This is a genomic window from Kribbella sp. NPDC049227 (assembly GCF_043197265.1).
Taxonomy (GTDB): Bacteria; Actinomycetota; Actinomycetes; order Propionibacteriales; family Kribbellaceae; genus Kribbella.
Genome location: NZ_JBICST010000008.1, coordinates 525,993 through 552,035, shown reverse-complemented (window position 1 = coordinate 552,035; position 26,043 = coordinate 525,993). Strand labels below are relative to the sequence as shown.

Genomic DNA, 26,043 nt, shown 5'->3' with positions numbered 1-26,043 from the left:
TGGTCAGCTGCGGAGGTGGAGGCGACGGGCGGCTTCGGCGATGGAGCCGGTGATGGAGGGGTAGACGGTGAAGGACTGGGCGACCTGATCGACGGTGAGGCGGGCGCCGACGGCCAGTGAGATCGGGTAGATGAGCTCACTGGCCCGTGGCGCGACGACGACACCGCCGACCACGATGCCGGTGTTCGGCAGGCAGAACAGCTTCACGAAGCCGTCCCGGACGCCCTGCATCTTGGCCCGGGCGTTGTCGGCCAGCGGCACCTTCACCACCATCGCCGTACTGCCGCCGGCGTCGACGACCGCCTGGGTCAGGCCGACCGTGGCGATCTCGGGCGCGGTGAAGACGTTCGACGACACGGTCGACTGGTCCAGCGGGGAGACCGCGTCGCCGAGCGCGTGCGACATGGCGATCCGGCCCTGCATGGCGGCGACCGAGGCGAGCATGAGTACGCCGGTGCAGTCGCCGGCCGCGTAGACGCCACGAGCCGTCGTCCGGGACACCCGGTCGACCGTGACGAACCCGCCGTCGCCGAGCGACACGCCCGACTCGACCAGTCCCATGTCATCGGTGTTCGGCAGCGACCCGACCGCGAGCAACGCGTGCGAACCCTCCACCGTCCGGCCGTCGGTCAGCGTCACCACGACGCCGTCGCCCTGCCGCTTGACCGACTCGGCCCGGGACTTGCCCAGCACCGTCAGCCCGCGCCGCTTGAACACGTCCTCCAGTACGGCGGCCGCGTCGGCGTCCTCACCGGGGAGCACCCGGTCCCGGGACGACACCAGGACGACGTCGCTCCCCAGGGCGTCGTACGCGCTGGCGAACTCCGCACCGGTGACGCCGGAGCCGACCACGATCAGCCGCTCCGGCAGTTCCTCGAGCTCGTAGACCTGCTCCCAGGTCAGGATCCGCTCGCCGTCCGGCTCAGAGCCGGTGAGGATGCGCGGCCTTGCACCGGTGGCGATCAGGATCACATCCGCGTCCAGCCGCTCGTTGCCGACGACCACGGTCTCGGGGCCGTCCAGCCGGCCACGGCCCTTGATCACTCGCACCTTGTCGCGCTCCAGCCGGCGCTCGATCCCCTTGCCCTGGGCCGTCGCCAGCGCCTTCACGCGCTGGTTGACGACGGACAGATCGACCCGCACGGAGTTCGCTGGATCCTCGTCACCGTCGTCCAGCCGGACCCCGAGCTCACCGGCCTCCTCCACCTCGGTCATCACCTCGGCGGTGGCGATCAGCGTCTTGCTCGGGACAGCGTCGGTGAGCACGCCGGAACCGCCGATCCCGTCGGAATCGACAACCGTCACCTCCGCCCCGAGCTGGGCAGCCGCACTGGCCGCTTCGTACCCGCCGGGACCGCCTCCGATGATCACAACTCGCGCCACGGGAGGCCATTGTTCCGTATCCTGTGTCGTCGTGACCCTGTACGCCGCGTTTGCGTCGAATCTGGACCCGAACCTGATGGCCGAGCGGTGCCCGTACTCGCCCCTGCGCGGGACCGGCTGGATCACCGGCTGGCGCCTCACCTTCGGCGGCGAGGAGCTGGGCTGGGAGGGCGCCATGGCCACCGTCGTCGAGGACCCGGCCGACCCGGCCAACCAGGTCTTCGTGGCGCTGTACGACATCCACCCCAAGGACGTCGAGCGCCTGGACGAGTGGGAGGCGATCGACCAGGGCATCTACCGCAAGATCCAGGTCCGGGTGCAGACCCTGGACGGCGAGCAACTGGCCTGGATGTACGTCCTGAACGCCTACGAGGGCGGCCTGCCGTCCGCCCGCTACCTGGGCATCCTCGCCGAGGCGGCCGAGGCCGCGGGCGCCCCGGACGACTACGTCGCCGACCTCCGCGCCCGCCCCTGCCAGTCGTCCGGCCACTAAAGCTGGTACGCCGGTTATCGTGCGGTGGTGACCGTCAACGATGACCTCAGGGCAGCCGCCGAAGCCTGGCTGAGCGAAGATCCCGACCCCGACACGCGCGCCGAACTGCGGCAGTTGCTGGCCGACGGCTCCGCCGAGGCCGGCGACGAGCTGGCCGACCGCTTCTCCGGCCCCCTCGAGTTCGGTACGGCGGGGCTCCGCGGCGCCGTCGCCGCGGGACCGAACCGGATGAACCGGGTCGTCGTGATCCGCGCCGCCGCCGGCCTCTGCGCCTACCTGAAGGACAAGGGCCGCACCGACGGGCCGGTCCTGATCGGGTACGACGCCCGCCACAAGTCCGATGTGTTCGCGCGGGACACGGCGGCCGTGGTCCGGGGGGCCGGCCTGGACGCCGTCCTGCTGGACCAGCACACGCCGACGCCGGTGATTGCCTTCGGAATCAAGCATCTCACGGCCGTGGCCGGCGTCGTCGTCACCGCGTCGCACAACCCGCCGCAGGACAACGGCTACAAGGTCTACCTGGGTGACGGCTCGCAGATCGTGCCGCCCGCGGACGCGGAGATCGCGGCGGCCATCGCGGCAGTCGGCCATCTGGACTCGGTGCCGCGAGGAGACGACTGGCAGACCATCGGTGACGAGCTCCTGAACGCCTATCTGGACCGCATCGCCAAGCTGGTGCCGGCCGATGCACCCCGGGAGCTGAAGGTGGCTTACACACCACTCCACGGCGTCGGACGGGCCCTGGCCGAGGACGCGATCGCCCGCGCCGGGTTCGCCGTACCGGCGGTGGTGGCGGCGCAGGCGGACCCGGATCCGGACTTCCCGACCGTGTCGTTCCCGAATCCGGAGGAGCCGGGAGCGATCGACGCCGCCCTGGAGCTGGCCCGGGCCGTGGACGCGGACATCGCGGTGGCCAACGATCCCGATGCCGACCGGTGTGCGGTCGCCGTACCCGATCCGGCGGCCGACGGCGGCTGGCGGATGCTGCGTGGGGACGAGCTCGGCGCGCTGCTCGGTGAGTTCCTGCTGTCGCCGCGGCCCGATGGGGTCGCCGCGTGCTCGATCGTCTCGTCGTCGCTGCTCGGCAAGATCGCCGCGTCGTACGGCGTCCGGTACGTCGAGACGCTGACCGGGTTCAAGTGGATCGGGCGGGTCCCGGAGCTCGTCTTCGGTTACGAGGAGGCGCTCGGGTACTGCGTGGATCCGACCGCCGTGAAGGACAAGGACGGTATCTCGACACTGATCCGGGTCCTGCACATGTCCGCCGCGGCGAAGGCCGAGGGGCGCACCCTGCTGGATCTGCTGGACGATCTGGCGCTCGAGTACGGCCTGCACGCCACGGACCAACTGTCCGTGCGGGTCGAGGACCTGTCGCTGATCGGCGCCGCGATGGAGCGGCTGCGAGCCACCCCGCCCACGTCGCTGGGCAAGTACACGGTCGAGCGGACCGACGATCTGAGCCAGGGTTCGGAGACGCTCCCGCCGACTGACGGGCTGCGCTACACACTGTCCGAGGGAGCTCGGGTGGTGGTGCGGCCGTCGGGTACGGAGCCGAAGCTGAAGTGCTACCTGGAAGTGGTCGTGCCGGTGGCGGATGCGGATGTCTCGAGCGCCCGGAGCCAGGCAGCGAAGAACCTGGCCGGCATCAAGCAGGCGCTCTCCACCGCACTGGGGCTGGAGAACGCGTGAGTGGTCAGCCGCTGGAGCCGAGCTTCAGCGGCTGACGTCGGACCGGAACACCTGGCGGGTGGCTCCGGTCAGCGGGCCGCGGCGGCCGCCGCGTCGGCCTCTTCGGCGCGCAGCGAGCTCTGCAGCGACGAGTGCAGGATCCGCAGCGTGCTGGTCGACTGCATCAGCGCGTCGCGCTCGTCCGGGTTCCGGTTGGCGAGGTTGGCGATGTCGTTGATGCTCGCCTCGATCCGGGCGATCCGGTCGGCGACCGAACCCTCCTGGCTGCTGGCCTTGCGGATCGCGTCGGACGTGACCGTCCAGACGTCCTCCTTGTCGTTCGTCCGCCGGGACATGTCGACCATCTGGCTCAGCGCCGCCAGGTCGTGGTCGACCTGGGTCCGCTCCACCGGCACGGTGATCCCGGTGGTCGCCTGACGCAGCCGGGTCACGTGACCGGACAGCTCGGACCAGCTGCACCTGCCGCTCTTGATCTTGTCCAGCACCTTGGCGTACTCGGTGTTGAACTCGTCGTAGTTCACTGTCCTTGACTCCTGCCGTTCGACGCTCGACTTGGAACTGTAAGGCGTGCGGACCCGAAACAAGTAACCACACGATCGCAGATCGTGTAAGTGTCGGCAAAACGCAACAGCCGCCCGGTACGGCAACGCGCACCGGGCGGCTGAGTTACGTGCTATGGCGCATTTGAGTCAGGCTACTGCGCCGGCGGCTCTCCTGACGCCGGCTACCGCGGCGGAGTTCCCGTCAGTTTCTCGCCGAGGAAGCGCAGCTGCTCGGGCAGCATCCGGCGCCAGTAGCCACCGGTGTGCGCACCGGCCTGCTGCCCGCCGGCCGCGTGCAACTCCCGGCGCAGGTCCCCCGCCGCGCCGGCGAACGGGTCGTCCCGGCCACAATCGATGCGCACGGCAACATTCTCGAGAGGATGGCCGAAGACCTGGTGCCGCTCGAAGTCGTTTGCCCCGTCGAAGGCGCCGCCCGCCACGTCGTCGTACCGGCGCCACACGGCGGGGCTCATCGCACCGATGGCGACCGCGGATCGTCCGCCCCACAGCAGAGCGCCGTACCCACCCATCGACCAGCCGAGTACGCCGACCCGGTCGGTGCGCAGTCCGCGTTTCTCCAGCAGGGGAAGGAATTCCGCGGACAGCATTCGCAGTGGATCGTCCCCGGTGGCGCGGGGATGCCAGTAGTTGTCCCGTCCACCGTCCACGGTCGCCACCGCGAACGGCGGCGTACCGGACCGCATCGCCGCGGTCAGGTAGCGGTCCATCCCGAGCTCGGCGATCGCGGACGTGTGATCCCCACCGCGGCCATGCAGCGCCAGTACGACGGGCAGTTCCGCGGAGGAGCCGTACGGGCGGACGACGCTGTAGCCGACCGTCGTACGCCGGGCAGCGGACTCGAACGTCCCGGACTCCACCGGGCCGGGCGGCACATCGGGTACGACGCCGTCCGGGCCGCTCAGCCCGAGGACGTCGTGCACCTTCGCGCGGCCCGGGATCGCACCGGTCTCCAGACCCGCGACCGCGGCGACTCCCGCGACCGTGGCGGCGGCGCCGGTGCGGAGCAGGGCGCGGCGTGACAGCAACGGCATCGGAACGCCGACGGTCAGCGGAAGAAGGCGGCCACGATGGCGATGGCCGCGAGCACACCGACGATGGTCAGCTCCGGCCGGGCCCAGGTGGTCACCACCTCGCCGTCGGCCTGTTCGGAGTACTGGCTCATGTGGGTCTCGATCCGGCCGACCACGAAGTCGGCGCGGGAGATCGAACTGTCGGATGCCAGCTTGCGCCCGCCGACCCGCTGCTTCCTGAGATCGCGCATGACGAGTTGGACGCCGGGAGCACGCAGCCGGTTGTCGGCAGTGTGCACGCGCAGGATGTCGGTGACGTCGACACCGGTCACCTTCGCCCACGGGATCAGATGGTCGCGCAGGTGGTTACGCAGCAGCAGATGCTCGGGGCTGAGGGTGACCGACGGCCGGATCAGACCGACGTACGCCAGCACCATCAGGATGCCGATCAGGCTGGCGACCAGTACGCCGGTGGCGGTCCGCCACTCCAGCACGATGTCGAGCAGGCCGACCGCGCCGATCACCATCACCACCACCCCGGTGATCCGGTTCGACGCGGACAGGTACTGCTCGCTCTCGGAGGACTTCGACTTCACCCGCACAAACTAACCGGCGACCGGTAGCAGGCATAGGACCAGTACGTCCACCGGCTGTCCGGATCCGCACTAGACTGCGCAAGTGACCACACTCGACAGCGGCGTCGACTCCTTGGCCGACGTGACCTCGTCCGAGGACCGGCTGCGCCGGTTCCTGCTCGGCCTGCCGGGCGTCGACCAGGTCGGCGCCGAGGCCAGGGCCGCCACCCTGAGCACGCGGTCGATCAAGACCACCGCCAAGGCGTACGCGCTGGACCTGGCCATCCGGATGATCGACCTGACCACGCTGGAGGGCCAGGACACCCCCGGCAAGGTGCGGGCGCTGTGCGCGAAGGCGATGCGGCCGGACCCGGCCGACTCGACCGCCCCGCAGGTCGCCGCGGTGTGCGTCTACCCGGACCTGGTGGCCACCGCCAAGCACGAACTGCGCGGCTCCGGGATCAACGTCGCGAGTGTCGCAACCGCCTTCCCCAGTGGGCGTTCCAGCCTGCCGATCAAGATCCAGGACACCAAGGACGCGGTCGCGGCCGGCGCCGACGAGGTCGACATGGTGATCGACCGCGGCGCCTTCCTGTCCGGGCGGTACGGCCTGGTCTTCGACGAGATCGCCGCGATCCGTGAGGCGGCCGGCGACGCGCACCTGAAGGTGATCCTGGAGACCGGTGAGCTGGTCACCTACGACAACGTCCGGCGCGCGTCCTGGCTGGCGATGCTGGCCGGTGCGGACTTCATCAAGACCTCCACCGGGAAGGTGTCCCCCGCGGCCACCCTGCCGGTGACGCTGGTGATGCTGGAGGCGGTCCGCGACTACCACGAGTCCACCGGCCTGCACATCGGCGTCAAGCCGGCCGGCGGCATCCGGACCGCGAAGGACGCGATCAAGTACCTGGTCACGGTCAACGAGACCGCCGGACCGGACTGGCTGGACCCGGAGCTGTTCCGCTTCGGGGCGTCCAGCCTGCTGAACGACCTGCTGATGCAACGCACCAAGCTGGCCACCGGGCACTACCCCGGACCCGACTACTTCACGCTGGACTGAGGCATGAGCAGATTCGAGTACGCACCGGCCCCGGAGTCCCGGGCCATCGTCGACATCAAGTCGTCGTACGGGCTGTTCGTCAACGGCCAGTTCGTCGAGGCGACGGACGGCAAGCCGTTCAAGACCGTCAGCCCGTCGTCGGAGGAGGTCCTCGCCGAGATCAGCGAGGCCGGACCGGCGGACGTCGACAAGGCGGTCAAGGCGGCCCGGAAGGCGTTCGAGAAGGTCTGGGGCCCGATGTCCGGCCGGGACCGGGCGAAGTACCTGTTCCGGATCGCCCGGCTGATCCAGGAGCGCTCCCGTGAGCTCGCGGTGCTGGAGTCACTGGACAACGGCAAGCCGATCCGCGAGTCGCGCGACGTCGACATCCCGCTGGTGGCCGCACACTTCTTCTACTACGCGGGCTGGGCGGACAAGCTCGAGTACGCCGGTGCCGGCGAGGACCCGCAGCCGTGGGGTGTCGCCGGTCAGGTGATCCCGTGGAACTTCCCGATGCTGATGCTGGCATGGAAGATCGCGCCGGCCCTGGCCGCGGGCAACACCGTCATCCTCAAGCCGGCCGAGACCACGCCGCTGACCGCGCTCGCGTTCGCGGAGATCTGCCAGCAGGCCGACCTGCCGCCGGGTGTGGTGAACATCGTCACCGGTGCCGGCCGGACCGGTCAGGCCCTGGTCGAGCACCCGGACGTCGACAAGGTCGCGTTCACCGGGTCGACCGAGGTCGGCCGCGCGATCGCCAAGTCGGTCGCGGGCTCGGACAAGGCGGTGACGCTGGAGCTCGGCGGCAAGGCGGCGAACATCGTCTTCGAGGACGCGCCGATCGACCAGACCATCGAGGGCATCGTCAACGGCATCTTCTTCAACCAGGGCCACGTCTGCTGCGCCGGCTCGCGGCTGCTGGTCCAGGAGAGCGTGTACGACGAGGTGCTGGCGCGACTGAAGCGCCGGATGGGCTCGCTGCGCGTCGGCGACCCGCTGGACAAGAACACCGACATCGGCGCGATCAACTCCGCGGCCCAGCTGGCCAAGATCCGCGAGCTGTCCCAGATCGGCGAGGACGAGGGCGCCGAGCGCTGGTCGCCGGAGTGCGAGCTGCCGGCCGAGGGGTACTGGTTCCCGCCGACCGTCTTCACCGGCGTGTCCCAGGCGCACCGGATCGCCCGCGAGGAGATCTTCGGCCCGGTGCTGTCGGTGCTGACGTTCCGCACCCCGGCCGAGGCGGTCGAGAAGGCGAACAACACCCCGTTCGGGCTGTCCGCCGGGATCTGGACCGACAAGGGCTCCCGGATCCTCTGGATGGCCAACCAGCTGCGCGCCGGCGTGGTCTGGGCCAACACGTTCAACCGCTTCGACCCGACCTCGCCGTTCGGCGGCTACAAGGAGTCGGGCTACGGCCGCGAGGGCGGCCGCCACGGTCTGGAGGCCTACCTTGCCCACTAAGGACAGTACCCGTCTGGAAGTGCGCAAGACGTACAAGCTCTACATCGGCGGCGCCTTCCCCCGCAGCGAATCCGGCCGGTCGTACGTGGTGAACAATGCCAAGGGCAAGTTCCTGGCGAACGCGTCGCAGGCCTCCCGCAAGGACGCGCGGGACGCGGTCGTCGCGGCCCGCAAGGCGTTCGGCGGCTGGTCCGGCCGGACGGCGTACAACCGCGGGCAGGTGCTCTACCGGATCGCCGAGGTGATGGAGGGCCGGCACGAGCAGTTCAGCTCGGAGGTCGCACTGTCGGAGGGCTTGTCGATCAGCAAGGCCCGTGCCGTCGTGGACGCCTCGATCGACCGCTGGGTCTGGTACGCCGGCTGGGCCGACAAGCTCGCCCAGGTGGTCGGCTCGAGCAACCCGGTGGCCGGCCCGTACTTCGACTTCTCGTTGCCCGAGGCAACCGGTGTGGTCGCGGTGCTGGCGCCGCAGGAGTCCAGTCTGCTCGGCCTGACCAGTGTGATCGCGCCGGCGATCGTCTCCGGCAACACGGTGGTCGCGGTGTCGTCGTACGAGCGTCCGCTGCCTGCTGTGACGCTGGGCGAGGTGATGGCGACGTCCGACGTACCGGGTGGCGTGGTCAACATCCTCACCGGTTCCGCCTCCGAGGTCGGCCCGTGGCTGGCGTCGCACATGGACGTCAACGCGATCGACCTGTGCGGCATCGAGGACCCGGACGAGGCCCGCGACCTGGAGGCCGCGTCGGCCGAGAACCTCAAGCGGGTACGGCGTCCGGCCGAGGAGGACTGGACCGAGTCCCCCGGGCTGTCGCGGCTCACGCAGTACCTGGAACTGAAGACCGTCTGGCACCCGATCGGCCTGTAAATCAGTCCTGTCCGAGCCCGATTCGTCGTACAGTCGCCGCATGCTTCAGCCTGGTGACAAGGTCGCGATCGTCTCGCCGTCTCGTGGGTTGCCGGAGCTCTTTCCGGGGCCGTACGAGCTCGGCCTGCGGCGGCTGCGCGACGACTTCGAGCTGATCCCGGTCGAGTACCCGACGACCCGCGTCCTCGGCGCCACTCCCGAGGAGCGGGCGGCGGATCTGCACGCGGCGTGGTCGGACCCGTCGATCCGCGCGGTGATCGCGACCATCGGCGGCGAGGACCAGATCACTGTGCTGAAGCACCTCGATCCCGCGGTGTTCCAGGCGGACCCGAAGCCGTTCTTCGGGTACAGCGACAACACGAACCTGCTCAACTTCCTGTACTCGCTGGGTTTGCCGGCCTTTCACGGCGGCAGCGTGATGGTGCAGTTCGGCCGCGGCGGCGCGATGCACCCGGACACCGAGCGCTCGTTGCGCGCCGCCCTCTTCACCCCGGGCGAGTTCGAGCTGACCCCGGCCGAGGCCTGGACGGATCACGATCACGACTGGAACGTTCCCGCCAATCTGGAGACCGAGCCACCGCTCTTCCCCGGCACCGGCTGGACCTGGCAGGGCTCGCAGCCCGTCAGCGGGCGGTTGTGGGGCGGCTGCGTCGAGATCCTCGACTGGCAACTGTCCGTCAACCGCTGGATGCTGCCCACCGACTCCTACGGCGGCATCCTGTTCCTGGAGACCAGCGAGGAGATGCCGAGTTCCGAGACCGTCTACCGGATCCTCCGCAACTTCGGCGAGCGCGGTCTGCTCGAGCGGTTCGACGCCGTCCTCTGGGGCCGCCCGAAGTCCTGGTCGATCGAGAACCACAGCACGCCGGCGGAGTCCGTTGCCTACGTCACCGGGCAGTACCTCGCGGTCGATCGCGCGCTGATGGAGTACAACCCGTCCGCGGTCGTGGTCAAGGGCCTCGACATCGGGCACACCGACCCAGCGCAGATCCTCCCGTACGGCGGCCAGGCGCGGGTCGACCCCGTCAACCAGCGGATCACCGTGACCTACTAGCGCACCTCGGTGTGGGTGAGTGCGGGATTGGGGTCGGGGTAGCAGGCGACCGGGGCTGTGATGGAGAGGAACTTCCACTTGATCCTGGCCTGCAGGGTCAGGCCCGGGTCGTCGTAGCTGGTGCCCTTGAGTCTGGTCTCGATGACCGTACCGGCGCTGCCTGCCTGCAGCCGGACCGCGAGCGTCGGCAACTGGTAGTTCGCGCCGCCCGAGATCGGGCCCGGGACCTTCACGACCGCGGCCCGGCCGTCGAGCTGGACGGTCGGCGTCGAGTTCAGGCCGGACCCGCCGGTGAGCCGGGAACTGACGTACGACGAGTTGGCCGGGATCGGCACGCGCAGGGACAGCTCGCGCACCTCCTGAAGTTTGAAGCCCTTGACCTCACCCGGCAGCGATCCGGGCTTGAGGTCGACAGTGATCGCGAACCGGGTGTTCGGCCGGACGGTCGCCGGCGCCTTCGCGTCGACCCCCTGCCGCAACGACACGAGATGCCGGCCGAACTTGGTGTCCGCCCGGCAGGCGTAGCTGGCGGTCGGCGCTGCCTCGGCACCAGTGGCGAGCAGCAACGGGAGTACGGCGACACCGAGAACGATCAAACTGCGATGAGTAGCCACTCAACTACTCTAAGCAGCCACGACCGCTTGAGGGACCCCTCGTCTCACTGACCGAACAGGAACCAGCCGCCCACTCCGGCCAGCATGAACACCACCGGCAGCGAGAGCAGGAACCACGCCCGGTTCCGGCGCCGTCGTCGTCGTACCGGCGGATCGGTCGCGACCGTCGTCGGCAGCTTGTCGTCGATGGCGATGCTGGTCCGCTCCATCGCCCGGAACGGCGCCTCCTGCTCTAGCCGGTACGCCTCCGCCTCCAACCGCTCGGCGAGCGCATCGGCGCGCTCCCAGCGATCGGTGACCCGGTACGCGAGCGCTCGCCCGAGGACATCGTCGAGCTGGCCGACGGCGTCGTGCAGCAGCGCTCGGAGACTCGGTGGCGGTAGATCCGGATCGCGGTTGACCACCTCGCCGATCGAGGACGAGAAGAACGGCGGGTGCCCGGTGATCAGCGCATAGGTCACCGCACCGACCGCGTAGATGTCCGCCCGCTCGTCGAACCCACCGTCCCCGCGCCCTTGCTCCGGCGCCATGTACGACGGCGTCCCGACAGCCTGGGTCAGGCCCGATGCCTCTGCAGCACGCTTGGCCAGACCGAGGTCGGCCAGGACGATCCGATGCGTACCACCGTCACCGGATTCGCCACTCTGGTTCGGCCGGAGCAGAAGGTTCGCCGGGGTGACGTCGCGATGGACGACACCCTCGTTGTGCAACGCGGCGACCGCTCGGGCCAGGTCGGCACCCCACCACACGGCATCGACAACGTCCAGTGGCCCGTGCCGCAGGACGTCGCCCAGTGAGCCACCGCCGACGTAGTCCATCACGAAGTACGGGCGTCCGTCCGGGAGCCGGCCGAGATCGAAGACCCGGACCACCCGGTCGCTGGCGATCCGCCGCATCAGCCGTGCCTCGGACAGGAACCGCTCGCGGACATCGGCGCGCGATGCCCAGTTGTCGGCGAGGACCTTGACGGCCACGTCCACATCGAGGTCGTCGTCGTACCCACGCCAGACGGTCGCGAACGCGCCCGCACCGATCTTGTCCTGCAGCCGGTACCTGCCGATGACATCCATCCCGGCTATTGTCGTGCACGGCTCGGTTGTCCGGCCAACACCACCCTGGGGGAGCATGAACGAGGATCTGGAACATCTCGCTGCGCGCGCCGCGGCCGGGGACCAGAGCGTGCTTCCGACCATCCTGGCGGCGATCCGCCCGCAGGTGCAGCGGCGGGTGGCCAAGTTCCTGCCGTACCACGAGGACGCCGAGGAGGCGGTCCAGGACACCTTGCTCCAGGTGGCCAACAAGATCCAGACCTTCAAGGGCACCGGCAGCTTCGTCGGCTGGGTCACCGTCGTGGCCACCAACCAGGCACGGCAGACCTACCGGTCGCTGAAGCGGCGCTCGATCGAGCAGTCCGCCGAGCTCCTGCCCGAGTCGGCCGATCCGCGCACCACCTCGGTGATCGCCGGCTCCCGGCTGGACCTACTGGAAGCCCTCGAATCCCTCGAGTCAAGCCACCCGCAACTCGTCCAGCCCCTGATCCTGCGCGACCTCGGCTCCCTCACGTACGCCGAGATCGCCGTCGAGCTCAACGTACCGCTGGGCACCGTCAAGGCCCGGATCCACCAGGCCCGCAAGGCCGTCGCAGAGCGCCTCACCGTCCGCTGACCAGCCAGCCCCGCAGGATCCTCGTCGCCTCGGCCCGCAGCGCTGTGGGCAGTCCCGCGATCGCCGCGTTGTGGTTGCCTGCCGGAACCGTGAACCAGTGCGAGTCGCGCGTGCCCGGTCCGGGCTCGAACTTCTCGGCACTCCACGGGTCGTTCTCCCCGTAAACAAAGAGCATCCGGGTCGCTGAGGTCTTCACCCAGCGATCGATGTCGGCCATGGCCGCGTCGTCGTGCTTGGGTTCGATGCCGTCCGGGACAGCAGCCGGCGCAGCACCGGCCTCCCGATAGTGAAGCAAGCCTTTGAGCCACGTCGTACCCATAGCGACGTCCGGCCAGTTGAGTTGGGCGGTCGCCTGGTAGTAGTACGCGAGGTACGGCGCTGTGCCGGCGTCCGAATAGGACGACCAGTCGGCGATCTGGCCGATGAAATCGAACAGTTGCTGGTCGGTGGCGGCGCGGCCTGGAATCAGCAGGCAGTTCGCCTGGGTGCGGTACTGCCAGAACTTGAACGGTGTGTCGAGCACCGCGGCCTCGAACGCGCGATCCGCCGAGCCGAAGGTGTGGTCGTACTTCAAGCCCTGCCTGACGAGAATCGGGAGCAGCGTCGCGCGGCGGTACAACGCGTTGCGTTGACCGGTCCGCAGGGCTTCGTTGCACTGCGCATCGGTGCCCGCGTGCTGGATGAAGTCGACGTACGAGTCCTGCTCGTTCACCGTGTCCTGCGGCGCCACGTAAGCGACCGTCGCGTCCACATCCGCCGGGTAGAAGCGCCGGTGGTAGACCGAGGTCATCCCGCCTTTGCTGGCGCCGGTCGACGCCCACTTGCCGCCGTACAAGGCCTTGAAGGCCTGGACGATCCGGTGGTGGTCGGTCGCCGCCTGCCAGATGTCGAGCTTCGTCCAGTCCTTGGTCGCAGGCGTCGACCTGCCGAAGAACCGCTCCTCGACGTTCACCTGGTTGCCGTCGACCAGGCGCGTCGGCTCGGCCGTGAACACCCCGTCGATCCCGGCGTACCCGGTCGTGTGCAGGACCGTGGGCCGGTCGAATCCCTTGTGCCACAAGGTGATCCGCTGCTCGAACTGCTTCCCGTCCGGGTGGTGCTGGTCCACCGGTTGCCGGAACCAGAGCACGAAGAACGGTTTGCCGTTGATCAACTGCCCGCTCTCGATCCGCAGCCCGGGGACCGTCTCCAAGCGCGCCCGGACCACCGCGACCGGATCGGCGGCGACGGCGGGCGTGCCGAGACCGGCGACAAACCCGAGCACGAGGAGAAACCTCAGCAGACGCATTCGGTGACTCCTCGGGCTCGGGACGACACTCTGCGTAATCAGAGTACGCCGGGATCCCGCACGGCCGAAAGGTCAGCCGAAGGTACGCCGGACCGCGAGCGCCCGGCGCAGGTCGTCCAGGAAGTTGGCCGTCTGCCGCCGGACCGAGGAGACCACGGACTCGTCGGCGATCAGCCGCTCGGCCGGCTCGACCAGGCTCTCGTCGATCGCGAACCGCGGCGCGATCCGGCGCGCGGTCAGCCCGATCACCATCCCGGACCGGATGGCATCCGTGTCCGCGATGTCGGTGAAGTAGCGCTGCACGTACGGCGCCGTGATCGCGGCCTGTCCCGGATGCCAGAAGCCGTCGGCCACGGCGAGCAGTTCCTTCACGCCGATCGCCGGGTCCGTCATGATCCGCGTCCACGCGGCCTCCTTGCCGGCGGGTAGGGCGGCCCGGCAGCGGGCGGCGTGGTTGACGCCCTCGGTCGACGTGTCGCGCGCCAGCTCGGCGTCGATCTCCGCGGCGCCGAACGCGTCCAGCTGGACGAGCCGCAGTACCAGCTCCCAGCGGAGATCCTGGTCGAGCTCCAGACCGGCCGGAGTCTCGACACCGTCCAGCCAGGACTTCAGCAGCTCAGCGTCGTCGGTGGTCGCGACGACGCCGCGGACAGTCGCGAGCTGCAGGCTGCTCCCCGGCTCGACGGTCGCCAGCCTCGCGCCCAGGGCATCCGCGACAGGACCGCGCGACTCGTCGTACGGGAGGTAGACGCCGAGCACGTGCTCCTCCAGCCAGCGCACCAACGAGCCGACGGCGATGTCGCTGTCCTCGTCCTTGATCGCGGTGACGAACAGGTCGAGCGCCTGCCGGGGATCGAGCTCGGCGTCGGCGGTGGAGTCGCGGATCGAGTTCCAGATCACCGCGCGGGTGGTGCCGTCGGCGATCTTCGGCAGGACCGCGGGCAGGTTGGCCAGACTCGTCGCGTCGAGCCGGATCTTCGCCCAGGTGTCGTCGTTCGCGTCCGGCACGATCACGGCGTACTCGTTGCTCAGCGCAACTTCCACGCTGTCCTGGTCGAGCATCACGTCCACGATGGTGGCCGCGCCACTGGCGTCGTACCCACCGACGCTCAGCTTGTGCGGCCGGCGCGAACCGTCCGGGCTCCCGCGGTGCAGGACGACGCCGTCGGCAGTGCGCTCGATCGAGATCGTGTCCAGGCCGGAGGTCCGCAGCCACTGGTCCGACCAGTTGGCCAGGTCCTGCGCCCCGGCCTCGGTCAGCTTCGCGATGAACTCGGCCAGGTCGGCGTTGCCGTACTCGTGCGCCTCCAGGTGCGCGTTCACACCCTTCAGGAACACGTCGTCGCCGAGGTACTTCGCCAGTTGCTTGAGCACCGCGGCGCCCTTGGCGTACGAGATCCCGTCGAAGTCGTCGAGCGACTCCCGGGCGTTCTTCAGGCTGTCCGGCGCGACCGGGTGGGTCGAGCTGCTCTGGTCCGTGCGCAGGCCCCACCACTTGCGGACGAAGGCGAAGTCGGTCCAGTTGCCGCCGTGGCTGGTGGCGTCCTCCGCGACCCGGTGCGCCATGTACTCCGCGAACGACTCGTTCAGCCACATGTCGTTCCACCACTGCATGGTGACCAGGTCGCCGAACCACATGTGCGCCATCTCGTGGTCGACGATCCGGGCCCGGGTACTGCGTTCCGCCTCGGTCACCGGGCCGCGGAAGACCAGGTGGTCGGCGAACGTCACGCAGCCCGGGTTCTCCATCGCGCCGAGGTTGAAGTCCGGCACGAACGCCTGCCAGTACTCACCGAACGGGTACCGCTGCCGGAACATCCGGTGGTACTCGTCGAACGCCTCGCCGGTGGTCCGGAACAGGTCCCCGGCCTCCCGGTCCAGGTGCTCCTTCAGCGTCTGCCGGCAGGCCAGCCCGAGCGGGATCCCGTCGTGCTCACTGCGGATCAGGTGGTACGGCCCGGCGAGGATCGTGACGAAGTACGTCGACAGCGGCTTCGTCTCGGCCAGCCGCCACTCCCCCGGGCCGACCTGCGTCGCCGCACCGTTGCCCAGGACAACCCAGTCCTCGGGACACCTCACAGTGATCGTGTACGGCGCCTTGAGATCCGGCTGGTCGAAACACGGGAAGTACCGCGGCGCCGACTCGAGCGACGACATGCCGTAGGTGTAAACCTTGCCGTCGGCGGCGTCGACGCTGCGCTGCAGGCCCTCGCCGTCCGCGGAGTACTTCAGCTCGGCCGTCACCACGAGCTCGTTCTCGTCCTGCAGATCGGTCAGTGGAAAGCGCCCCTCGGCCAGCAGACCGACGTCCAGCGCCGTGCCGTTCAGCTCCACCGCGAGCAATCGCTCGGGTTTCACGTCGACCCAGCTCGTGCCGGTCCCGGCCGAGAACAAGATCCGGCTGGTCGTCACGAAGGTGTCGCCCGATCCGGTCAGGTCGAACTCGACCCGGTACGACCGCACGGCAAGGTCTGTCGCCCGTTGCCGGGCCTCTTCCACTGTCAGAGCGCGCATATGTGCACGCTATCCGAGAGCCGTTCTACGGACCCGTCAGTTTCTCCCGCACGAGCTTGGCCCGGGCCCGGTCGCGCTCGTCGAGCGCCTGGTTGTCCGCCATCGTCTCCAGGACTTGGAGCAGTCGCGGGTTGGGCGTCCCGTCGGCTGGTACGGCGGCTGCGGCGAGAAGCGCGGTCGAGCGTACGTCGGCGTCCGTGGTGTCTTCGACGATCGTCGCGATCAGGTCCGCGTCTTCGGCCTCGGCCAGGCTGGTCAGGACGTTGAGCGCACTCAGGTGGTCGAAGGCGGCACGCAGTTCCTCATCGGCCTCCATCGGCGGTGCGGACAGCACGTTGCGCGCGACCTGACGGACGTCTTGGGCGAGCGGCTCGAGCGGATTCCCACCACTCAACCGCGTGTAGGAGGCGGCCACCTGGTACATGTTCAGGGCCCTGCACACTGTGGCGATGTTGTCGCTGTGCAGCAGCGCGCTGAACGCCTGCAGGGGGATGCCAACCTCGTCCGCACTCATACCCGCACGCTAGCGGCCGCGTGCAGGTGGGTGGCCAGGAGGTGGGCGGATGCGGGTGCGTTCGCGGCGTAGCAGAGCAGGTGCTGGCGGGTGGACCAAGAGTCCTGCAGCGGGCAGATCTCGACGGCTGTGTTCGTGTCGACGGCCCTGCGGGGAACGATCGCGAGACCGGCGCCCGCGGTGGCGAGCGTGATCAGGGTGTGCAGGGTCGGGACGAGAGTGCGGAAGCGGGGCGCCGGGGCGTGCGGACCGAGGCGGTCGTCCATCCATTGCGTCAACGGCGAACGGCGGTCCAGACCGACCAGCGGGTGCTCGGCGACTTCGGCGTACGCGATCGAGGCGCGGCCGGAGAGGATTCCACCGGCCTGGCCGATCACCACCAGGGAGTCGTCGGCCAGCGGCTCGGTCCGAAGTGGGGTGGGCTCGTCGTCGAGGATCACGCCGAGATCGGCCTCACCGGCGGCGAGCAGGCGAACGCTGCGGGTCGTCCGGCGTTCGCTGACGTTCACGTCGTACTCCGGATGGTCGCGCAGGAAGGTGGCGAGCGCTGCGGGGACGAGTTGGTGCATCGCGGAACCACCGGCGACCAGGCGGATCGGCGCCGATCCGGAGACGGCGTACGACGCGACGGCGCTGTCCAGGCGAGTGGTCTCGGCCAGGACCTCGCGGGCGTGCCGGGCGAGGGTCGCGCCCGCCGGGGTGAGCCGGACGCCGCGGCGCTCGCGGATGAGCAGCGGTACGCCGGCTTGCGCTTCGAGGGCTCTGACCCGCGCGCTGGCCGAAGGCAGACTCAGGTGCATGAGCCGGGCTCCGCCGGTGATCGAGCCTTCCGCCGCAACGTGGGTGAACAGCCGGAGGTCGTCCAAGTCGTACCGCATGACCCCAGCCTACGTCTCAGCCTGAGGCTGGCTACGGGGATCGCGCATTGTGGACTGCCCGCCGAGCCGTGATCCTCGAAGGGTGCTGATGATCCTCCTGGCCGGTGTCGCCGCCGGCGCGCTCAACGCCGTCGGCGGCGGCGGTAGCTTCGTCGCACTCTCCGCACTGGTCGCGACCGGCATGCCCCCGGTCACCGCGAACGCGACCACGACCGTCGCGTTGCTGCCCGGGAACGCGACCAGCGCCTGGGTCTACCGGCGGGAGCTGGAGGCGTTCGCGCGGCCGTCCACGCTCGGGCTGACGCTGGCGAGCGTGGTCGGCGGGGCGATCGGCGCCGGGTTGCTGCTGGTGCTGCCGTCGGAGTCGTTCGACGCGGCGGTGCCTTGGCTGCTCGCGTTCGCGACGATCGTGCTCGCGTTCGGACGGCGGCTGACCCGAGCGCTCCGCCTCGGCGCCCCGGGACCGGCCGCGATCCTGGCGGGCCAGTTCCTGCTGTCGATCTACGGCGGGTATTTCGGTGGCGCGGTCGGGCTGATGATGCTGGCGTTCTGGACCGCCACCACGACACTCGACCCGGCTCGCGGAAACCCCCTGCGCGTCATCCAGGTGGCGGCTGTCTACCTCACGGCGACCGTCGTCTTCCTCTTCGCTGCCGACGTTCTGGATCAGCCGATTCGCCTGGTGGCGCTGCTGATCGGGGCCGTCATCGGTGGGTACGCCGGTGCGCAGCTGGTCCGGCGACTGCCCGCATCGTTGCTCAAGGCCCTCGTTCTCACGACCGCGGTGGCGATGACCGCGGTGTTCTTCGTGCGGGCGGCCCGATGAACCGGGCACAGCTCGCAATGGCCTGTCAGGCGTGCGAGGTGGCCGACCTGGCCCGCTCGGTGGTCACTCTCACGAACCCGGCCGACGCTCGTGCTCAGGCTGAACTCGTGGTCGAGGCAGCCCAACGGCTGTTGGCGGCCGCGTCCCGGTTGGCCGAGCCGGCGCCGTACCCTCCAGCCGACTCTCTCCAGCTGTTCGCGTACGAGCACCCGGAGGAAGCCGCCGCGGATGTCGCGGACTGGCTGCGTTCCTCGGGCTGAGCTACCTCGTCCCAGGTTCGCGCCCGAGCTGGTCTCCTCGCCTTTGCTGGTCTCGCTCGCGACCGAGGTAGAGACCTGTCGCCGTCGACACGCTCGTGAGCAGCCACACCGCGACTCCGGCATCGTCGGCCACACCAATGATCGGCAACAACTCGGGAAGGATGTCGATCGGCGAGATCAGGTACACCAACGCCAACGCCCACAAGGCCATCCGGCTCTTGGGCAGGTCCGGATACGCCCCCTGCCGCGCCGCCCGCAACAGCCGTGGCAACGCGGCCGCCCGCTCGAACACGTTCCCCACCGGCTCCGGTTCTCCCCGCGCCGCCCGGCGCCGTCGTACCGCACGGCGCCGTACCACTCCCAACCCGGCCACCACCGCGCCGATGATCATCAGGCCGATCCCGGCCCCGACCGCAGGCACTCCGACCACGTCGCCGTCGCGGAACACCAAGGTCCCCAGCCCGATCAGCCCGAGCAACCCACCAAACCACACCATCCACCCAGGCTAGAGGAAGAGGGGGACTGCCGCGTCTCAGTCCACCAGGTCTTCCACGATCGTGGTCATGCGGTCGACGGGGATGGCGAAGCCGATGCCGATGTTGCCGGAGCGGCTGGCGCCGAGGGTGGCGATGGCGGTGTTGACGCCGACCACCTGGCCGGCGGCGTTCACCAGCGGGCCGCCGGAGTTGCCGGGGTTGATGGCGGCGTCGGTCTGGATCGCCGACTGGCGGTTGCCGTTGTCGCCGAAGCGTGCCTGCCGGTCGACCGCGCTGACGATGCCCGCGGTCACCGTTCCTTCCAGGCCGAGCGGTGAGCCGACGGCCAGCACCGGGTCGCCGACCCGCAGTTGTGCGGACCGGCCGAGCGTGAGCGCGCGCAGTCCCTCGGCATCGGCGGCCGAGACCTGGAGTACGGCGAGGTCGTTGTCCGCGTCGGAACCGATGACGTCGGCGTCGACCCGGCGGCCGTTCGACAGGACCAGGGATACATCGCTCGCTCCTTCCACCACATGCGCATTGGTGACCACGTGCCCCTCCTGGTCGATCGCGAACCCGGACCCGGTCGCGCGTCCGGCCCGGACCGACACCACCCCAGGCAACACGCTCGCCGCCGCGGCCGAGATCGACCCCTGCGCAGCCGCGGGCGGTGCCGCCGCCTGCGGCAGGTCGATCGCCGCCGGGTCGGGGTCCCGCGAGCCGGTCACCGCGCCGGCGAGCCCGCCCGCCACGATCGACATCGCGACGGTGGCAACCACGATCCCGGCGCGGCGCCCGGACCTCGCGGTAGGAGGAGGGGCCGTCACCCCGGCCGGAGGTGCCGCCGGAGAGGGGGGAGCCGACGCAGCGGCAGCCGGGGTGACGGGGAAGGTGGGTGGTGCAGTGGGTGGGGGTGTCACAGAGGGTGGTGGGCCGGGGTAGTAGTGGGGGCCTCGGAAGGGATGGCCCAGGTGTGGGGGCATGGTGGCTCCTCAGGGGAGGCGCGAGAACCAGAGGAGGGACGCCAGGGCGGCCAGGAGTGCCGCGGCCAAGGCGATTCCCGCCACCAGGTTGGTGATCTCGCGTGGTTCGGTGGTCCAGCCGATCGACGACTGGAGGTCGGAGTACACGTCGCGCAACTGCTCATCGCTCTCAGCGGCGTAGAACGAGCCATTGGTCGCATCAGCGAGCCCCTGCAACGACTCCGTGTCGGCAGGAACCGGGATGTCGCGCCCTTCGAGGTTCACAGTGCCTTCAGGCGTCCCGTACGCGATCGTCGACACCGGTACGCCGGCCTGTGCCGCGGCATCGGCCGCCTCATCGATCGGCCGCCCAGCAGTGTTCCCACCATCGGACAGCAACACGATCCGGCTCGGCGGCGGATCATCGGGGTCGATGGTCCGAACCGCCTGCAGGCTGGTCAGCACGGCCTCGCCGATCGCCGTACTGTCGCTCAACTCCAGACCATTGATCGCATCAACCGTCGCCTGGTGGTTCGTGCTCGGCGTCGCCACCACGGTCGCGGTCCGTGCGAACGACACCAGCCCGACGTTGAACTTCTCCGGCAGGTCCTGGACGAACTGCACCGCCGCCTGCTTCGCCACCTCGAACCGGTTGGGCGCGACATCGGTGGCCGCCATCGAGTTGGACACGTCCATCGCGACCAGCACAGTGGCCCGCTCCCGCGGCACCCGTACGTCGGCCACCGGACGCGCGATCGCGATCGTCAGCACAGTCAACGCGGCCAGGAAGGCCGCAGCCGGTGCATGCCGGCGCCAACCAGGACGCACGGGCGCGACCTTCTCCAGCATCGGCAGCGTCGCGAACCGGACGGCGTACTTGCTGCGGCGGCGCTGGGCGATCAGGTAGGCGGCGATCAGGGCCGCCACCAGCACCAGCAGCCAGAGCCACAGCGGTTGCTCGAATCTCATCGGATACCGGTCCTCCCGGTCGGGTGCCGCCGGATGCTCGACCGGCGGCGGGCGGTGGCGAAGGCGGCGACGTCACGGACCCAGTCGGTGTCGGTCCGCAGCACGAGGTGTGCGGCACCGGCGGCCCGGATCGCCTGGGTGGTCTGGGTACGGTGGGCGGTCATCGCATCGGCGTACCGCCGGCGGAGTTTGCGGCTGCCGGTCTGGACTTCCCGCCGCCGGCCGGTCTCGGGATCGACCAGGGTGAGCAGACCGACCTCGGGCAGTTCGAGCTCCCGCGGGTCCAGTACCTCGACGGCGATCACCTCGTGCCGCGCCGACAGCCGGCGCAGCGGATCGGCCCAGCCGTCGTCGTGGAAGTCGGACACGACCACGCGCAGCCCGGGTCGAGGATGCTCGCGGTTCAGCCGGGTGATCGCGCGGCCGAGGTCGGTCCGCGGGAACTCCCCGGGAGTTGCTCTGGGCAACGAAAGCAGCGACCGCAACGATCGACGGAGCTGGACCGAACCGGCCGCCGCGGGAAGCCGGCGTACTTCGTTGCCGATCGCAACACGGACGCCGAGCCGGTTGCCGGGACGGTCGGCCAGCAGCCCGACCGCCCCGACGATCGCGATGGCGAGGTCCCGCTTCTCGTTGAGCGCCGTACCGAAGTCCATGCTGGCCGAGGCGTCCAGCAGTGCCCAGGTCTCCAGCTCACGCTCGGCCAGCGGCGCGCGGACGTGCGGCTCCAGCGAACGCGCGGTGACGTTCCAGTCCATCCGGCGTACGTCGTCCTGACCGGCTTGGTACGGCCTGGCCTCGTTCGGTTCGCTGCCGGGACCGCTGCGCAGGCCGGTGATCTCGCCGTGCAGGAACCCTTCCAGCTTCCGCTTCACCGTCAGCTCGAGCGCCCGCAGCGCGCGCTCACGCCCGGCCAGCAGATCAGGACCGCTGCTCATGCCGCCGACCCCTGCGCGTCGTCGGCCGGCACCACGTGCGGCTGCTCGATGGTGTGCAGGATGCGCGACACGACCGCCCGCGGGTCGACCCCGTCGGCGAGCGCGTCGAAGGAGAGCACCAGCCGATGAGCCATCACGTCGAGCGCGACGTCGTACACGTCGGCCGGCAGGACGTAGTCCCGCCCGCGCAGCAACGCCAGCGCCCGACCGGCCGCGACCAGACCGAGCGTGGCCCGAGGGCTGGCCCCGAACTCCAGTACGCCGCTCAGGTCGTGGATCCCGTACTGCTGTGGTTCCCGAGTCGCATGCACCAGGCGTACGACGTACTCCGCCACGGCATTGTGGACGAAGACGTCTTCCGTTGCCTCCTGCAACTGGGCGACCTGCTCCGGGCTGAGTACCGCGTTGGCGTGCGGCCGGTGCGCACTCATCCGCTGCAGGATGGTGAGCTCCTCGAGCGGGCTCGGGTAGTCGACCGTGATCTTCAGCAGGAACCGGTCCCGCTGCGCCTCGGGCAGTGCGTAGACACCGTCGGACTCGATCGGGTTCTGGGTCGCGAGGACGAGGAACGGTTCGGGCAGCCGGTAGCTGGTGCCACCGATGCTGACCTGCTGCTCGGCCATCGCCTCCAGCAGGGCGGACTGCACCTTGGCCGGCGCGCGGTTGATCTCGTCGGCGAGCACCAGGTTGGCGAACACCGGGCCGAGCTCGGTGTCGAAGCCCTCGGTCGACGGCCGCCAGATCCGCGTGCCCATGATGTCGCCGGGCACCAGGTCCGGGGTGAACTGCAGCCGGGCGAACCGGCCGCCGATCACCTCGGCCAGCGTCCGTACGGCGAGCGTCTTCGCGACGCCCGGGACACCTTCCAGCAGGCAGTGCCCGCGGGCCAGCAGCCCGACCAGCATCCGTTCGACCAGGTGGTCCTGCCCGACGACTACCTTCTTCACTTCGAACAGCGCGTGCTCGAGATTGGCCGCGGTCATGCGTTCCCAGCCGGGTTCTCGCCGCCACTCTTCGCCGGGCAGTCGTCCTCGACGGTGACGTACCCCTGGTCCGGCGCCGGGTCGTTCGTCGCCGCGTACGCCGCCACCCCACCGGCACCGAGTGCTGCGACCGCTACCACCACACCGAGAATGAGCCGTTTCATCAGATCTCCTTTCGACTGGCCTCCAGACCATCAAAGGAGTGCGAAAACGGCAGGAAAGCGGAGCGAAAGTCCGCCGAAAGAGCACGCCGGAAGTTGCGGATCCTGCGGCTACCTTGGTTGCGTGCGACTACTGGTGGTGGAGGACGAGGAAGGCCTGGTCAGCGCGCTGCGCTCCGGACTCGGCCGGGCCGGCTATGCCGTCGACACGGCGCTGACCGGTGCCGAGGCGACCGAGAAGCTCGCGACCACGGCGTACGACCTGGCGATCCTGGACATCACACTGCCGGACACCAGCGGCCTCGACCTGTGCCGCGCCGTCCGCCGGGGTGACATCGAGGTGGCGTCCGGACGGGAACTGCGAGTGCTGATGCTGACCGCGCGCGCCTCGCTGGCGGACCGGGTCCGCGGGCTGGACGAAGGCGCGGACGACTACCTGACCAAGCCGTTCGCGCTGGTCGAGTTGCTCGCCCGGATCCGTGCGCTGCTGCGCCGCGACGTCACCAACGGCAGCACGCAGCTGCACGTCGGCGACCTGGTGCTGGACTCCTCCCGCCACCTCGCCACCCGGTCCGGTCGCGAACTCCCCCTGACGTTGAAGGAGTTCGGCGTACTGCGGTATCTGATGTCGCGGCCCGGGCACGTGGTGTCGGCCGAGGAACTGCTCGAGCACGTCTGGGACGAGAACGCGGACCCGTTCACCCAGAGCGTCCGGGTGACGGTCGGAACACTGCGCCGCAAACTCACCCAGGACGGCGAGGAGCCCGTGCTGGAAACGGTGATCGGCCGGGGCTACCGGCTTCGAGGTGACGAATGAAGATCCCCCGCCCACCCTGGGCCCAGACGATCCGCTTCCGGCTGACGCTGACGTACTCCGCTGTACTGATCGCGCTCTCCGCACTGCTGCTCGGCGGCGTCTACCTGACCCTGTCGCAGCTCCTGGACCCGAAGCCGCTGGACCAGATCCAGGTGAACAAGGTCTACAAAGATGCCGAGGGCAACCTCAAGCTCAAGCAGGGCCAGGTGATCCAGGCCGCCGAGATCTCCAGCGTCGAGTCGGCGGTGAACTACCAGACCCTGCAGACGTTGCGGAACTACTCGGCCGCCGGCATGGGCGTCCTGTTCCTGGTCAGCCTCGGCACCGGCTGGTGGCTGTCCGGCCGGGCGCTGCGGCCGGTACGGCGGATCACCGCGACCGCGCAGGAGATCTCGGCGACCGACCTGTCCCGCCGGATCGCGCTGGGCGGACCGCACGACGAGCTGCGGAACCTGTCCGACACCGTCGACGACATGCTCGGCCGGCTGGAGTCGGCGTTCGTGGCGCAACGGCAACTGGTCGACGACGCGTCGCACGAGCTGCGCAATCCGCTCGCGGTGATCCAGGCGAACGTGGACGCGGTTCTCGCGCACGACGACACGCCGCCGGAGGACCGGGCCCAGGCGACCGCGATCGTGAGCCGGGCGATCCAGCGGATGACGCGGCTGGTCGAGGATCTGCTCGCCTCGGCCCGCCGGTCCTCGCCGGCGTTCGTCGACGCGGACGTCGATCTCGCCGCGATCGCCGGCGAGGCGGCTGAGGAGTACGAACTGCTCGCGGCCGATCGCGAGCTGCACGTCGTACGCCGGTTGTCCCCCGGACCGACCGCGGCCGGGGACGCGTCGGCGTTGCGGCGGGCGGTCGACAACCTGCTCTCGAACGCGGTCCGGCTGGCGCGCGGTGGAAGCGAACTCGTGCTCGCGGTGGGCAGCCGCAACGGTTGGGCCTGGATCGCGGTGCGCGACGAGGGTCCAGGGATCGCGGCCGACGACGCCGATCGCGTGTTCGACCGCTTCTTCCGCGGCGGTCAGCGGCAGCCGCCGGCGACCATCCCCTCGACCGGGCAACGCCGAGCCGGCCTGGGCCTGGCCATCGTCCGCCAGATCGCCGAATCCCACGGCGGCACTGTTGCCCTGCACTCCGAACTCGGCATCGGCAGCACGTTCATCATCTGGCTCCCCGAACGCTCCCTCACCAACAACACCCGCCGCACCCCCACCCCACCCGACGAAGACCCTCTCGGTCCCCGCCCGAGCTCAGGCCAGTAGAGCCTGGTGTAGGGCGTCTGCGTGGGCGGTGAACCAGTGGTTGGTGCGCTGGGTGAGCGCGGCTTCGCCGGTGGTCCAGCGTTGGTGGAACCACGGGTGACCGGTTTCGGCGCCTCGGCGGACGTAGTCCATGCACCAGACGTGATTGTCCGCGGCCGCCTCGACCAGTCGCAGCCGGTCGGCTTCGGACAGGCCGTAGCTGTCGGCGAAGCGGCGGAGACGGGCGAACGTGCGGCCGCGGCGGGCGTCGTGGATGTCGGTGGCCGGGCGCAGCGGCCCCCACAACCGGATCGCGGCCGCCACATCCCATAGCGCCGAGCCAGGACCGGCGAGGTCGAAGTCGATCAGCGCGACCGCGACCCCGTCCCGGAACACGATGTTGTCCAGGTTCGGGTCGTTGTGGCTGACGATGTCCTCGACGTACGCCGGGGGCACCGGCTCGGACCAACTGAAGTCGTCAGGCCGGAAGCCGGCGACCGCCTGGTGATACTCGCGCAGCAACGCGGCGACGCTGTCCAGTGCGGCATCCGTCATCGACCACGCCGGGTACGGCGGCGTCACCGTGTCACCGGGTAGGTACGACAACACCTCACGGCCCTGCCCGTCGATCCCCAGGATCGTCGGCGCACCCTCGAACCCGACGTCGTCCAGGTGCTGGAGCAGCGCATGGATCGCCTCGCTGTTTCCGCGCAGCGGACGGCGTACGGTGTCGCGGACACGCACCACCAGTCCGCGGTTGGCGGTACCACCGAGCAGCGGGGTCTCGACCTCGACCATC

The 26,043-nt window shown here is 69.8% G+C and carries 28 protein-coding genes; 11 read left to right on the top strand and 17 right to left on the bottom strand.

The window, feature by feature from the left end; translation table 11 throughout:
* Window positions 1-3: 3 nt before the first annotated feature.
* Window positions 4-1,383: an NAD(P)H-quinone dehydrogenase gene (locus ACGFH6_RS35800; RefSeq protein ID WP_393393188.1), complete on the bottom strand. Its 1,380-nt coding sequence runs from the start codon at window positions 1,381-1,383 to the stop codon at window positions 4-6.
* A 31-nt stretch (window positions 1,384-1,414) separates the two neighbouring features.
* Here ACGFH6_RS35800 and ACGFH6_RS35795 point away from each other — a divergent pair, with 31 nt between their 5' ends.
* Together ACGFH6_RS35795 and ACGFH6_RS35790 are read left to right on the top strand one after the other, a co-directional pair.
* Complete coding sequence (locus ACGFH6_RS35795) at window positions 1,415-1,876, top strand: gamma-glutamylcyclotransferase (protein WP_131352789.1); 462 nt, start codon at window positions 1,415-1,417, stop codon at window positions 1,874-1,876.
* Window positions 1,877-1,900: 24 nt separating this feature from the next.
* A complete protein-coding gene (locus ACGFH6_RS35790; RefSeq protein WP_393393185.1) occupies window positions 1,901-3,565 on the top strand; it encodes a phospho-sugar mutase in 1,665 nt (554 codons plus the stop codon).
* 68 nt (window positions 3,566-3,633) lie between these two features.
* Here ACGFH6_RS35790 and ACGFH6_RS35785 read toward each other — a convergent pair whose 3' ends face one another.
* The 3 genes from ACGFH6_RS35785 to ACGFH6_RS35775 form a co-directional block, all read right to left on the bottom strand.
* Entirely contained in the window at window positions 3,634-4,086 is a 453-nt protein-coding gene (locus ACGFH6_RS35785) for a hypothetical protein (protein WP_393393183.1), read from the bottom strand.
* Between the two features lie 203 nt (window positions 4,087-4,289).
* A complete protein-coding gene (locus tag ACGFH6_RS35780) occupies window positions 4,290-5,159 on the bottom strand; it encodes an alpha/beta hydrolase (protein WP_393393180.1) in 870 nt (289 codons plus the stop codon).
* A gap of 14 nt (window positions 5,160-5,173) precedes the next feature.
* Window positions 5,174-5,734, bottom strand: coding sequence for a PH domain-containing protein (locus ACGFH6_RS35775; protein WP_393393177.1), 561 nt, complete (start codon window positions 5,732-5,734; stop codon window positions 5,174-5,176).
* An 82-nt stretch (window positions 5,735-5,816) separates the two neighbouring features.
* Here ACGFH6_RS35775 and deoC point away from each other — a divergent pair, with 82 nt between their 5' ends.
* Genes deoC through ACGFH6_RS35755 form a run of 4 tightly spaced genes read left to right on the top strand, consistent with a single transcriptional unit; the run spans window position 5,817 to window position 10,132 of the window.
* Window positions 5,817-6,773, top strand: coding sequence for a deoxyribose-phosphate aldolase (gene deoC, locus ACGFH6_RS35770; protein ID WP_360438649.1), 957 nt, complete (start codon window positions 5,817-5,819; stop codon window positions 6,771-6,773).
* A gap of 3 nt (window positions 6,774-6,776) precedes the next feature.
* Window positions 6,777-8,213, top strand: a complete 1,437-nt coding sequence (locus ACGFH6_RS35765) for an aldehyde dehydrogenase family protein (RefSeq protein ID WP_393393173.1) — start codon at window positions 6,777-6,779, stop codon at window positions 8,211-8,213.
* A gap of 19 nt (window positions 8,214-8,232) precedes the next feature.
* Window positions 8,233-9,078, top strand: coding sequence for an aldehyde dehydrogenase family protein (locus ACGFH6_RS35760; RefSeq protein WP_360438655.1), 846 nt, complete (start codon window positions 8,233-8,235; stop codon window positions 9,076-9,078).
* Between the two features lie 40 nt (window positions 9,079-9,118).
* A complete protein-coding gene (locus ACGFH6_RS35755) occupies window positions 9,119-10,132 on the top strand; it encodes a S66 peptidase family protein (protein WP_393393170.1) in 1,014 nt (337 codons plus the stop codon).
* On the opposite strand, the gene ACGFH6_RS35750 is transcribed toward ACGFH6_RS35755, so the two are convergent.
* Both ACGFH6_RS35750 and ACGFH6_RS35745 read right to left on the bottom strand, forming a co-directional pair.
* Entirely contained in the window at window positions 10,129-10,746 is a 618-nt protein-coding gene (locus tag ACGFH6_RS35750) for a hypothetical protein (protein WP_393393167.1), read from the bottom strand. The two genes, ACGFH6_RS35755 and ACGFH6_RS35750, sit on opposite strands and share 4 nt — an antisense overlap.
* A gap of 44 nt (window positions 10,747-10,790) precedes the next feature.
* Entirely contained in the window at window positions 10,791-11,816 is a 1,026-nt protein-coding gene (locus ACGFH6_RS35745) for a serine/threonine-protein kinase (protein WP_393393164.1), read from the bottom strand.
* Between the two features lie 55 nt (window positions 11,817-11,871).
* On the opposite strand from ACGFH6_RS35745, the gene ACGFH6_RS35740 reads away from it, so the two are divergent.
* Window positions 11,872-12,411 (top strand): RNA polymerase sigma factor, encoded by a 540-nt coding sequence (locus ACGFH6_RS35740; RefSeq protein ID WP_393393161.1) that lies wholly within the window; start codon window positions 11,872-11,874, stop codon window positions 12,409-12,411.
* Here the strand turns inward: ACGFH6_RS35740 and ACGFH6_RS35735 are convergent.
* The 4 genes from ACGFH6_RS35735 to ACGFH6_RS35720 form a co-directional block, all read right to left on the bottom strand.
* Complete coding sequence (locus ACGFH6_RS35735) at window positions 12,398-13,699, bottom strand: S28 family serine protease (protein WP_393393158.1); 1,302 nt, start codon at window positions 13,697-13,699, stop codon at window positions 12,398-12,400. The two genes, ACGFH6_RS35740 and ACGFH6_RS35735, sit on opposite strands and share 14 nt — an antisense overlap.
* Before the next feature lie 72 nt (window positions 13,700-13,771).
* Window positions 13,772-16,213 (bottom strand): aminopeptidase N, encoded by a 2,442-nt coding sequence (gene pepN / locus ACGFH6_RS35730; protein ID WP_393393155.1) that lies wholly within the window; start codon window positions 16,211-16,213, stop codon window positions 13,772-13,774.
* A 25-nt stretch (window positions 16,214-16,238) separates the two neighbouring features.
* Window positions 16,239-16,727 (bottom strand): hypothetical protein, encoded by a 489-nt coding sequence (locus tag ACGFH6_RS35725; protein ID WP_393393152.1) that lies wholly within the window; start codon window positions 16,725-16,727, stop codon window positions 16,239-16,241.
* On the bottom strand, window positions 16,724-17,605 hold the full coding sequence (locus ACGFH6_RS35720) for a LysR family transcriptional regulator (protein ID WP_393393149.1): 882 nt from the start codon (window positions 17,603-17,605) through the stop codon (window positions 16,724-16,726). Before ACGFH6_RS35720 ends, ACGFH6_RS35725 begins: the two co-directional genes overlap by 4 nt.
* A gap of 88 nt (window positions 17,606-17,693) precedes the next feature.
* Here ACGFH6_RS35720 and ACGFH6_RS35715 point away from each other — a divergent pair, with 88 nt between their 5' ends.
* Together ACGFH6_RS35715 and ACGFH6_RS35710 are read left to right on the top strand one after the other, a co-directional pair.
* Window positions 17,694-18,431: a sulfite exporter TauE/SafE family protein gene (locus ACGFH6_RS35715; RefSeq protein ID WP_393393601.1), complete on the top strand. Its 738-nt coding sequence runs from the start codon at window positions 17,694-17,696 to the stop codon at window positions 18,429-18,431.
* The gene (locus ACGFH6_RS35710) at window positions 18,428-18,691 is read left to right on the top strand and encodes a hypothetical protein (RefSeq protein WP_393393146.1); all 264 of its coding nucleotides are present in this window, start codon (window positions 18,428-18,430) and stop codon (window positions 18,689-18,691) included. The genes ACGFH6_RS35715 and ACGFH6_RS35710 overlap by 4 nt, the downstream gene beginning before the upstream one ends.
* 1 nt (window position 18,692) lies before the next feature.
* On the opposite strand, the gene ACGFH6_RS35705 is transcribed toward ACGFH6_RS35710, so the two are convergent.
* From ACGFH6_RS35705 to ACGFH6_RS35680, 6 genes are all read right to left on the bottom strand, one after another.
* A complete protein-coding gene (locus tag ACGFH6_RS35705; protein ID WP_393393143.1) occupies window positions 18,693-19,187 on the bottom strand; it encodes a YkvA family protein in 495 nt (164 codons plus the stop codon).
* Between the two features lie 36 nt (window positions 19,188-19,223).
* Entirely contained in the window at window positions 19,224-19,928 is a 705-nt protein-coding gene (locus tag ACGFH6_RS35700) for a S1C family serine protease (RefSeq protein ID WP_393393139.1), read from the bottom strand.
* A gap of 231 nt (window positions 19,929-20,159) precedes the next feature.
* Window positions 20,160-21,098: a VWA domain-containing protein gene (locus tag ACGFH6_RS35695; protein WP_393393137.1), complete on the bottom strand. Its 939-nt coding sequence runs from the start codon at window positions 21,096-21,098 to the stop codon at window positions 20,160-20,162.
* Window positions 21,095-22,036 (bottom strand): DUF58 domain-containing protein, encoded by a 942-nt coding sequence (locus ACGFH6_RS35690; protein WP_393393134.1) that lies wholly within the window; start codon window positions 22,034-22,036, stop codon window positions 21,095-21,097. Before ACGFH6_RS35690 ends, ACGFH6_RS35695 begins: the two co-directional genes overlap by 4 nt.
* On the bottom strand, window positions 22,033-23,019 hold the full coding sequence (locus ACGFH6_RS35685) for an AAA family ATPase (RefSeq protein ID WP_393393131.1): 987 nt from the start codon (window positions 23,017-23,019) through the stop codon (window positions 22,033-22,035). Before ACGFH6_RS35685 ends, ACGFH6_RS35690 begins: the two co-directional genes overlap by 4 nt.
* Window positions 23,016-23,183 carry a hypothetical protein gene (locus ACGFH6_RS35680; RefSeq protein ID WP_393393128.1) on the bottom strand — a complete coding sequence of 56 codons (168 nt, stop codon included), beginning with the start codon at window positions 23,181-23,183 and terminating at the stop codon, window positions 23,016-23,018. Before ACGFH6_RS35680 ends, ACGFH6_RS35685 begins: the two co-directional genes overlap by 4 nt.
* 121 nt (window positions 23,184-23,304) lie before the next feature.
* On the opposite strand from ACGFH6_RS35680, the gene ACGFH6_RS35675 reads away from it, so the two are divergent.
* Both ACGFH6_RS35675 and ACGFH6_RS35670 read left to right on the top strand, forming a co-directional pair.
* Window positions 23,305-23,997, top strand: a complete 693-nt coding sequence (locus tag ACGFH6_RS35675) for a response regulator transcription factor (RefSeq protein WP_393393126.1) — start codon at window positions 23,305-23,307, stop codon at window positions 23,995-23,997.
* The gene (locus ACGFH6_RS35670) at window positions 23,994-25,265 is read left to right on the top strand and encodes a sensor histidine kinase (protein WP_393393123.1); all 1,272 of its coding nucleotides are present in this window, start codon (window positions 23,994-23,996) and stop codon (window positions 25,263-25,265) included. The genes ACGFH6_RS35675 and ACGFH6_RS35670 overlap by 4 nt, the downstream gene beginning before the upstream one ends.
* Here ACGFH6_RS35670 and ACGFH6_RS35665 read toward each other — a convergent pair.
* On the bottom strand, window positions 25,254-26,042 hold the full coding sequence (locus ACGFH6_RS35665; RefSeq protein ID WP_393393120.1) for a phosphotransferase: 789 nt from the start codon (window positions 26,040-26,042) through the stop codon (window positions 25,254-25,256). The genes ACGFH6_RS35670 and ACGFH6_RS35665 overlap by 12 nt on opposite strands.
* Window position 26,043: the final 1 nt, after the last annotated feature.

Bases quoted from the DNA above. Each gene is read 5' to 3' on its own strand.
- ACGFH6_RS35780 (WP_393393180.1), bottom strand. From the start codon at position 5,159: ATGCCGTTGCTGTCACGCCGCGCCCTGCTCCGCACCGGCGCCGCCGCC.
- ACGFH6_RS35765 (WP_393393173.1), top strand. From the start codon at position 6,777: ATGAGCAGATTCGAGTACGCACCGGCCCCGGAGTCCCGGGCCATCGTC.
- ACGFH6_RS35755 (WP_393393170.1), top strand. From the start codon at position 9,119: ATGCTTCAGCCTGGTGACAAGGTCGCGATCGTCTCGCCGTCTCGTGGG.
- ACGFH6_RS35745 (WP_393393164.1), bottom strand. From the start codon at position 11,816: ATGGATGTCATCGGCAGGTACCGGCTGCAGGACAAGATCGGTGCGGGC.
- ACGFH6_RS35740 (WP_393393161.1), top strand. From the start codon at position 11,872: ATGAACGAGGATCTGGAACATCTCGCTGCGCGCGCCGCGGCCGGGGAC.
- ACGFH6_RS35735 (WP_393393158.1), bottom strand. From the start codon at position 13,699: ATGCGTCTGCTGAGGTTTCTCCTCGTGCTCGGGTTTGTCGCCGGTCTC.
- pepN (WP_393393155.1), bottom strand. From the start codon at position 16,213: ATGCGCGCTCTGACAGTGGAAGAGGCCCGGCAACGGGCGACAGACCTT.
- ACGFH6_RS35725 (WP_393393152.1), bottom strand. From the start codon at position 16,727: ATGAGTGCGGACGAGGTTGGCATCCCCCTGCAGGCGTTCAGCGCGCTG.
- ACGFH6_RS35720 (WP_393393149.1), bottom strand. From the start codon at position 17,605: ATGCGGTACGACTTGGACGACCTCCGGCTGTTCACCCACGTTGCGGCG.
- ACGFH6_RS35715 (WP_393393601.1), top strand. From the start codon at position 17,694: ATGATCCTCCTGGCCGGTGTCGCCGCCGGCGCGCTCAACGCCGTCGGC.
- ACGFH6_RS35710 (WP_393393146.1), top strand. From the start codon at position 18,428: ATGAACCGGGCACAGCTCGCAATGGCCTGTCAGGCGTGCGAGGTGGCC.
- ACGFH6_RS35705 (WP_393393143.1), bottom strand. From the start codon at position 19,187: ATGGTGTGGTTTGGTGGGTTGCTCGGGCTGATCGGGCTGGGGACCTTG.
- ACGFH6_RS35700 (WP_393393139.1), bottom strand. From the start codon at position 19,928: ATGTCGATCGTGGCGGGCGGGCTCGCCGGCGCGGTGACCGGCTCGCGG.
- ACGFH6_RS35695 (WP_393393137.1), bottom strand. From the start codon at position 21,098: ATGAGATTCGAGCAACCGCTGTGGCTCTGGCTGCTGGTGCTGGTGGCG.
- ACGFH6_RS35690 (WP_393393134.1), bottom strand. From the start codon at position 22,036: ATGAGCAGCGGTCCTGATCTGCTGGCCGGGCGTGAGCGCGCGCTGCGG.
- ACGFH6_RS35685 (WP_393393131.1), bottom strand. From the start codon at position 23,019: ATGACCGCGGCCAATCTCGAGCACGCGCTGTTCGAAGTGAAGAAGGTA.
- ACGFH6_RS35680 (WP_393393128.1), bottom strand. From the start codon at position 23,183: ATGAAACGGCTCATTCTCGGTGTGGTGGTAGCGGTCGCAGCACTCGGT.
- ACGFH6_RS35670 (WP_393393123.1), top strand. From the start codon at position 23,994: ATGAAGATCCCCCGCCCACCCTGGGCCCAGACGATCCGCTTCCGGCTG.
- ACGFH6_RS35665 (WP_393393120.1), bottom strand. From the start codon at position 26,042: ATGGTCGAGGTCGAGACCCCGCTGCTCGGTGGTACCGCCAACCGCGGA.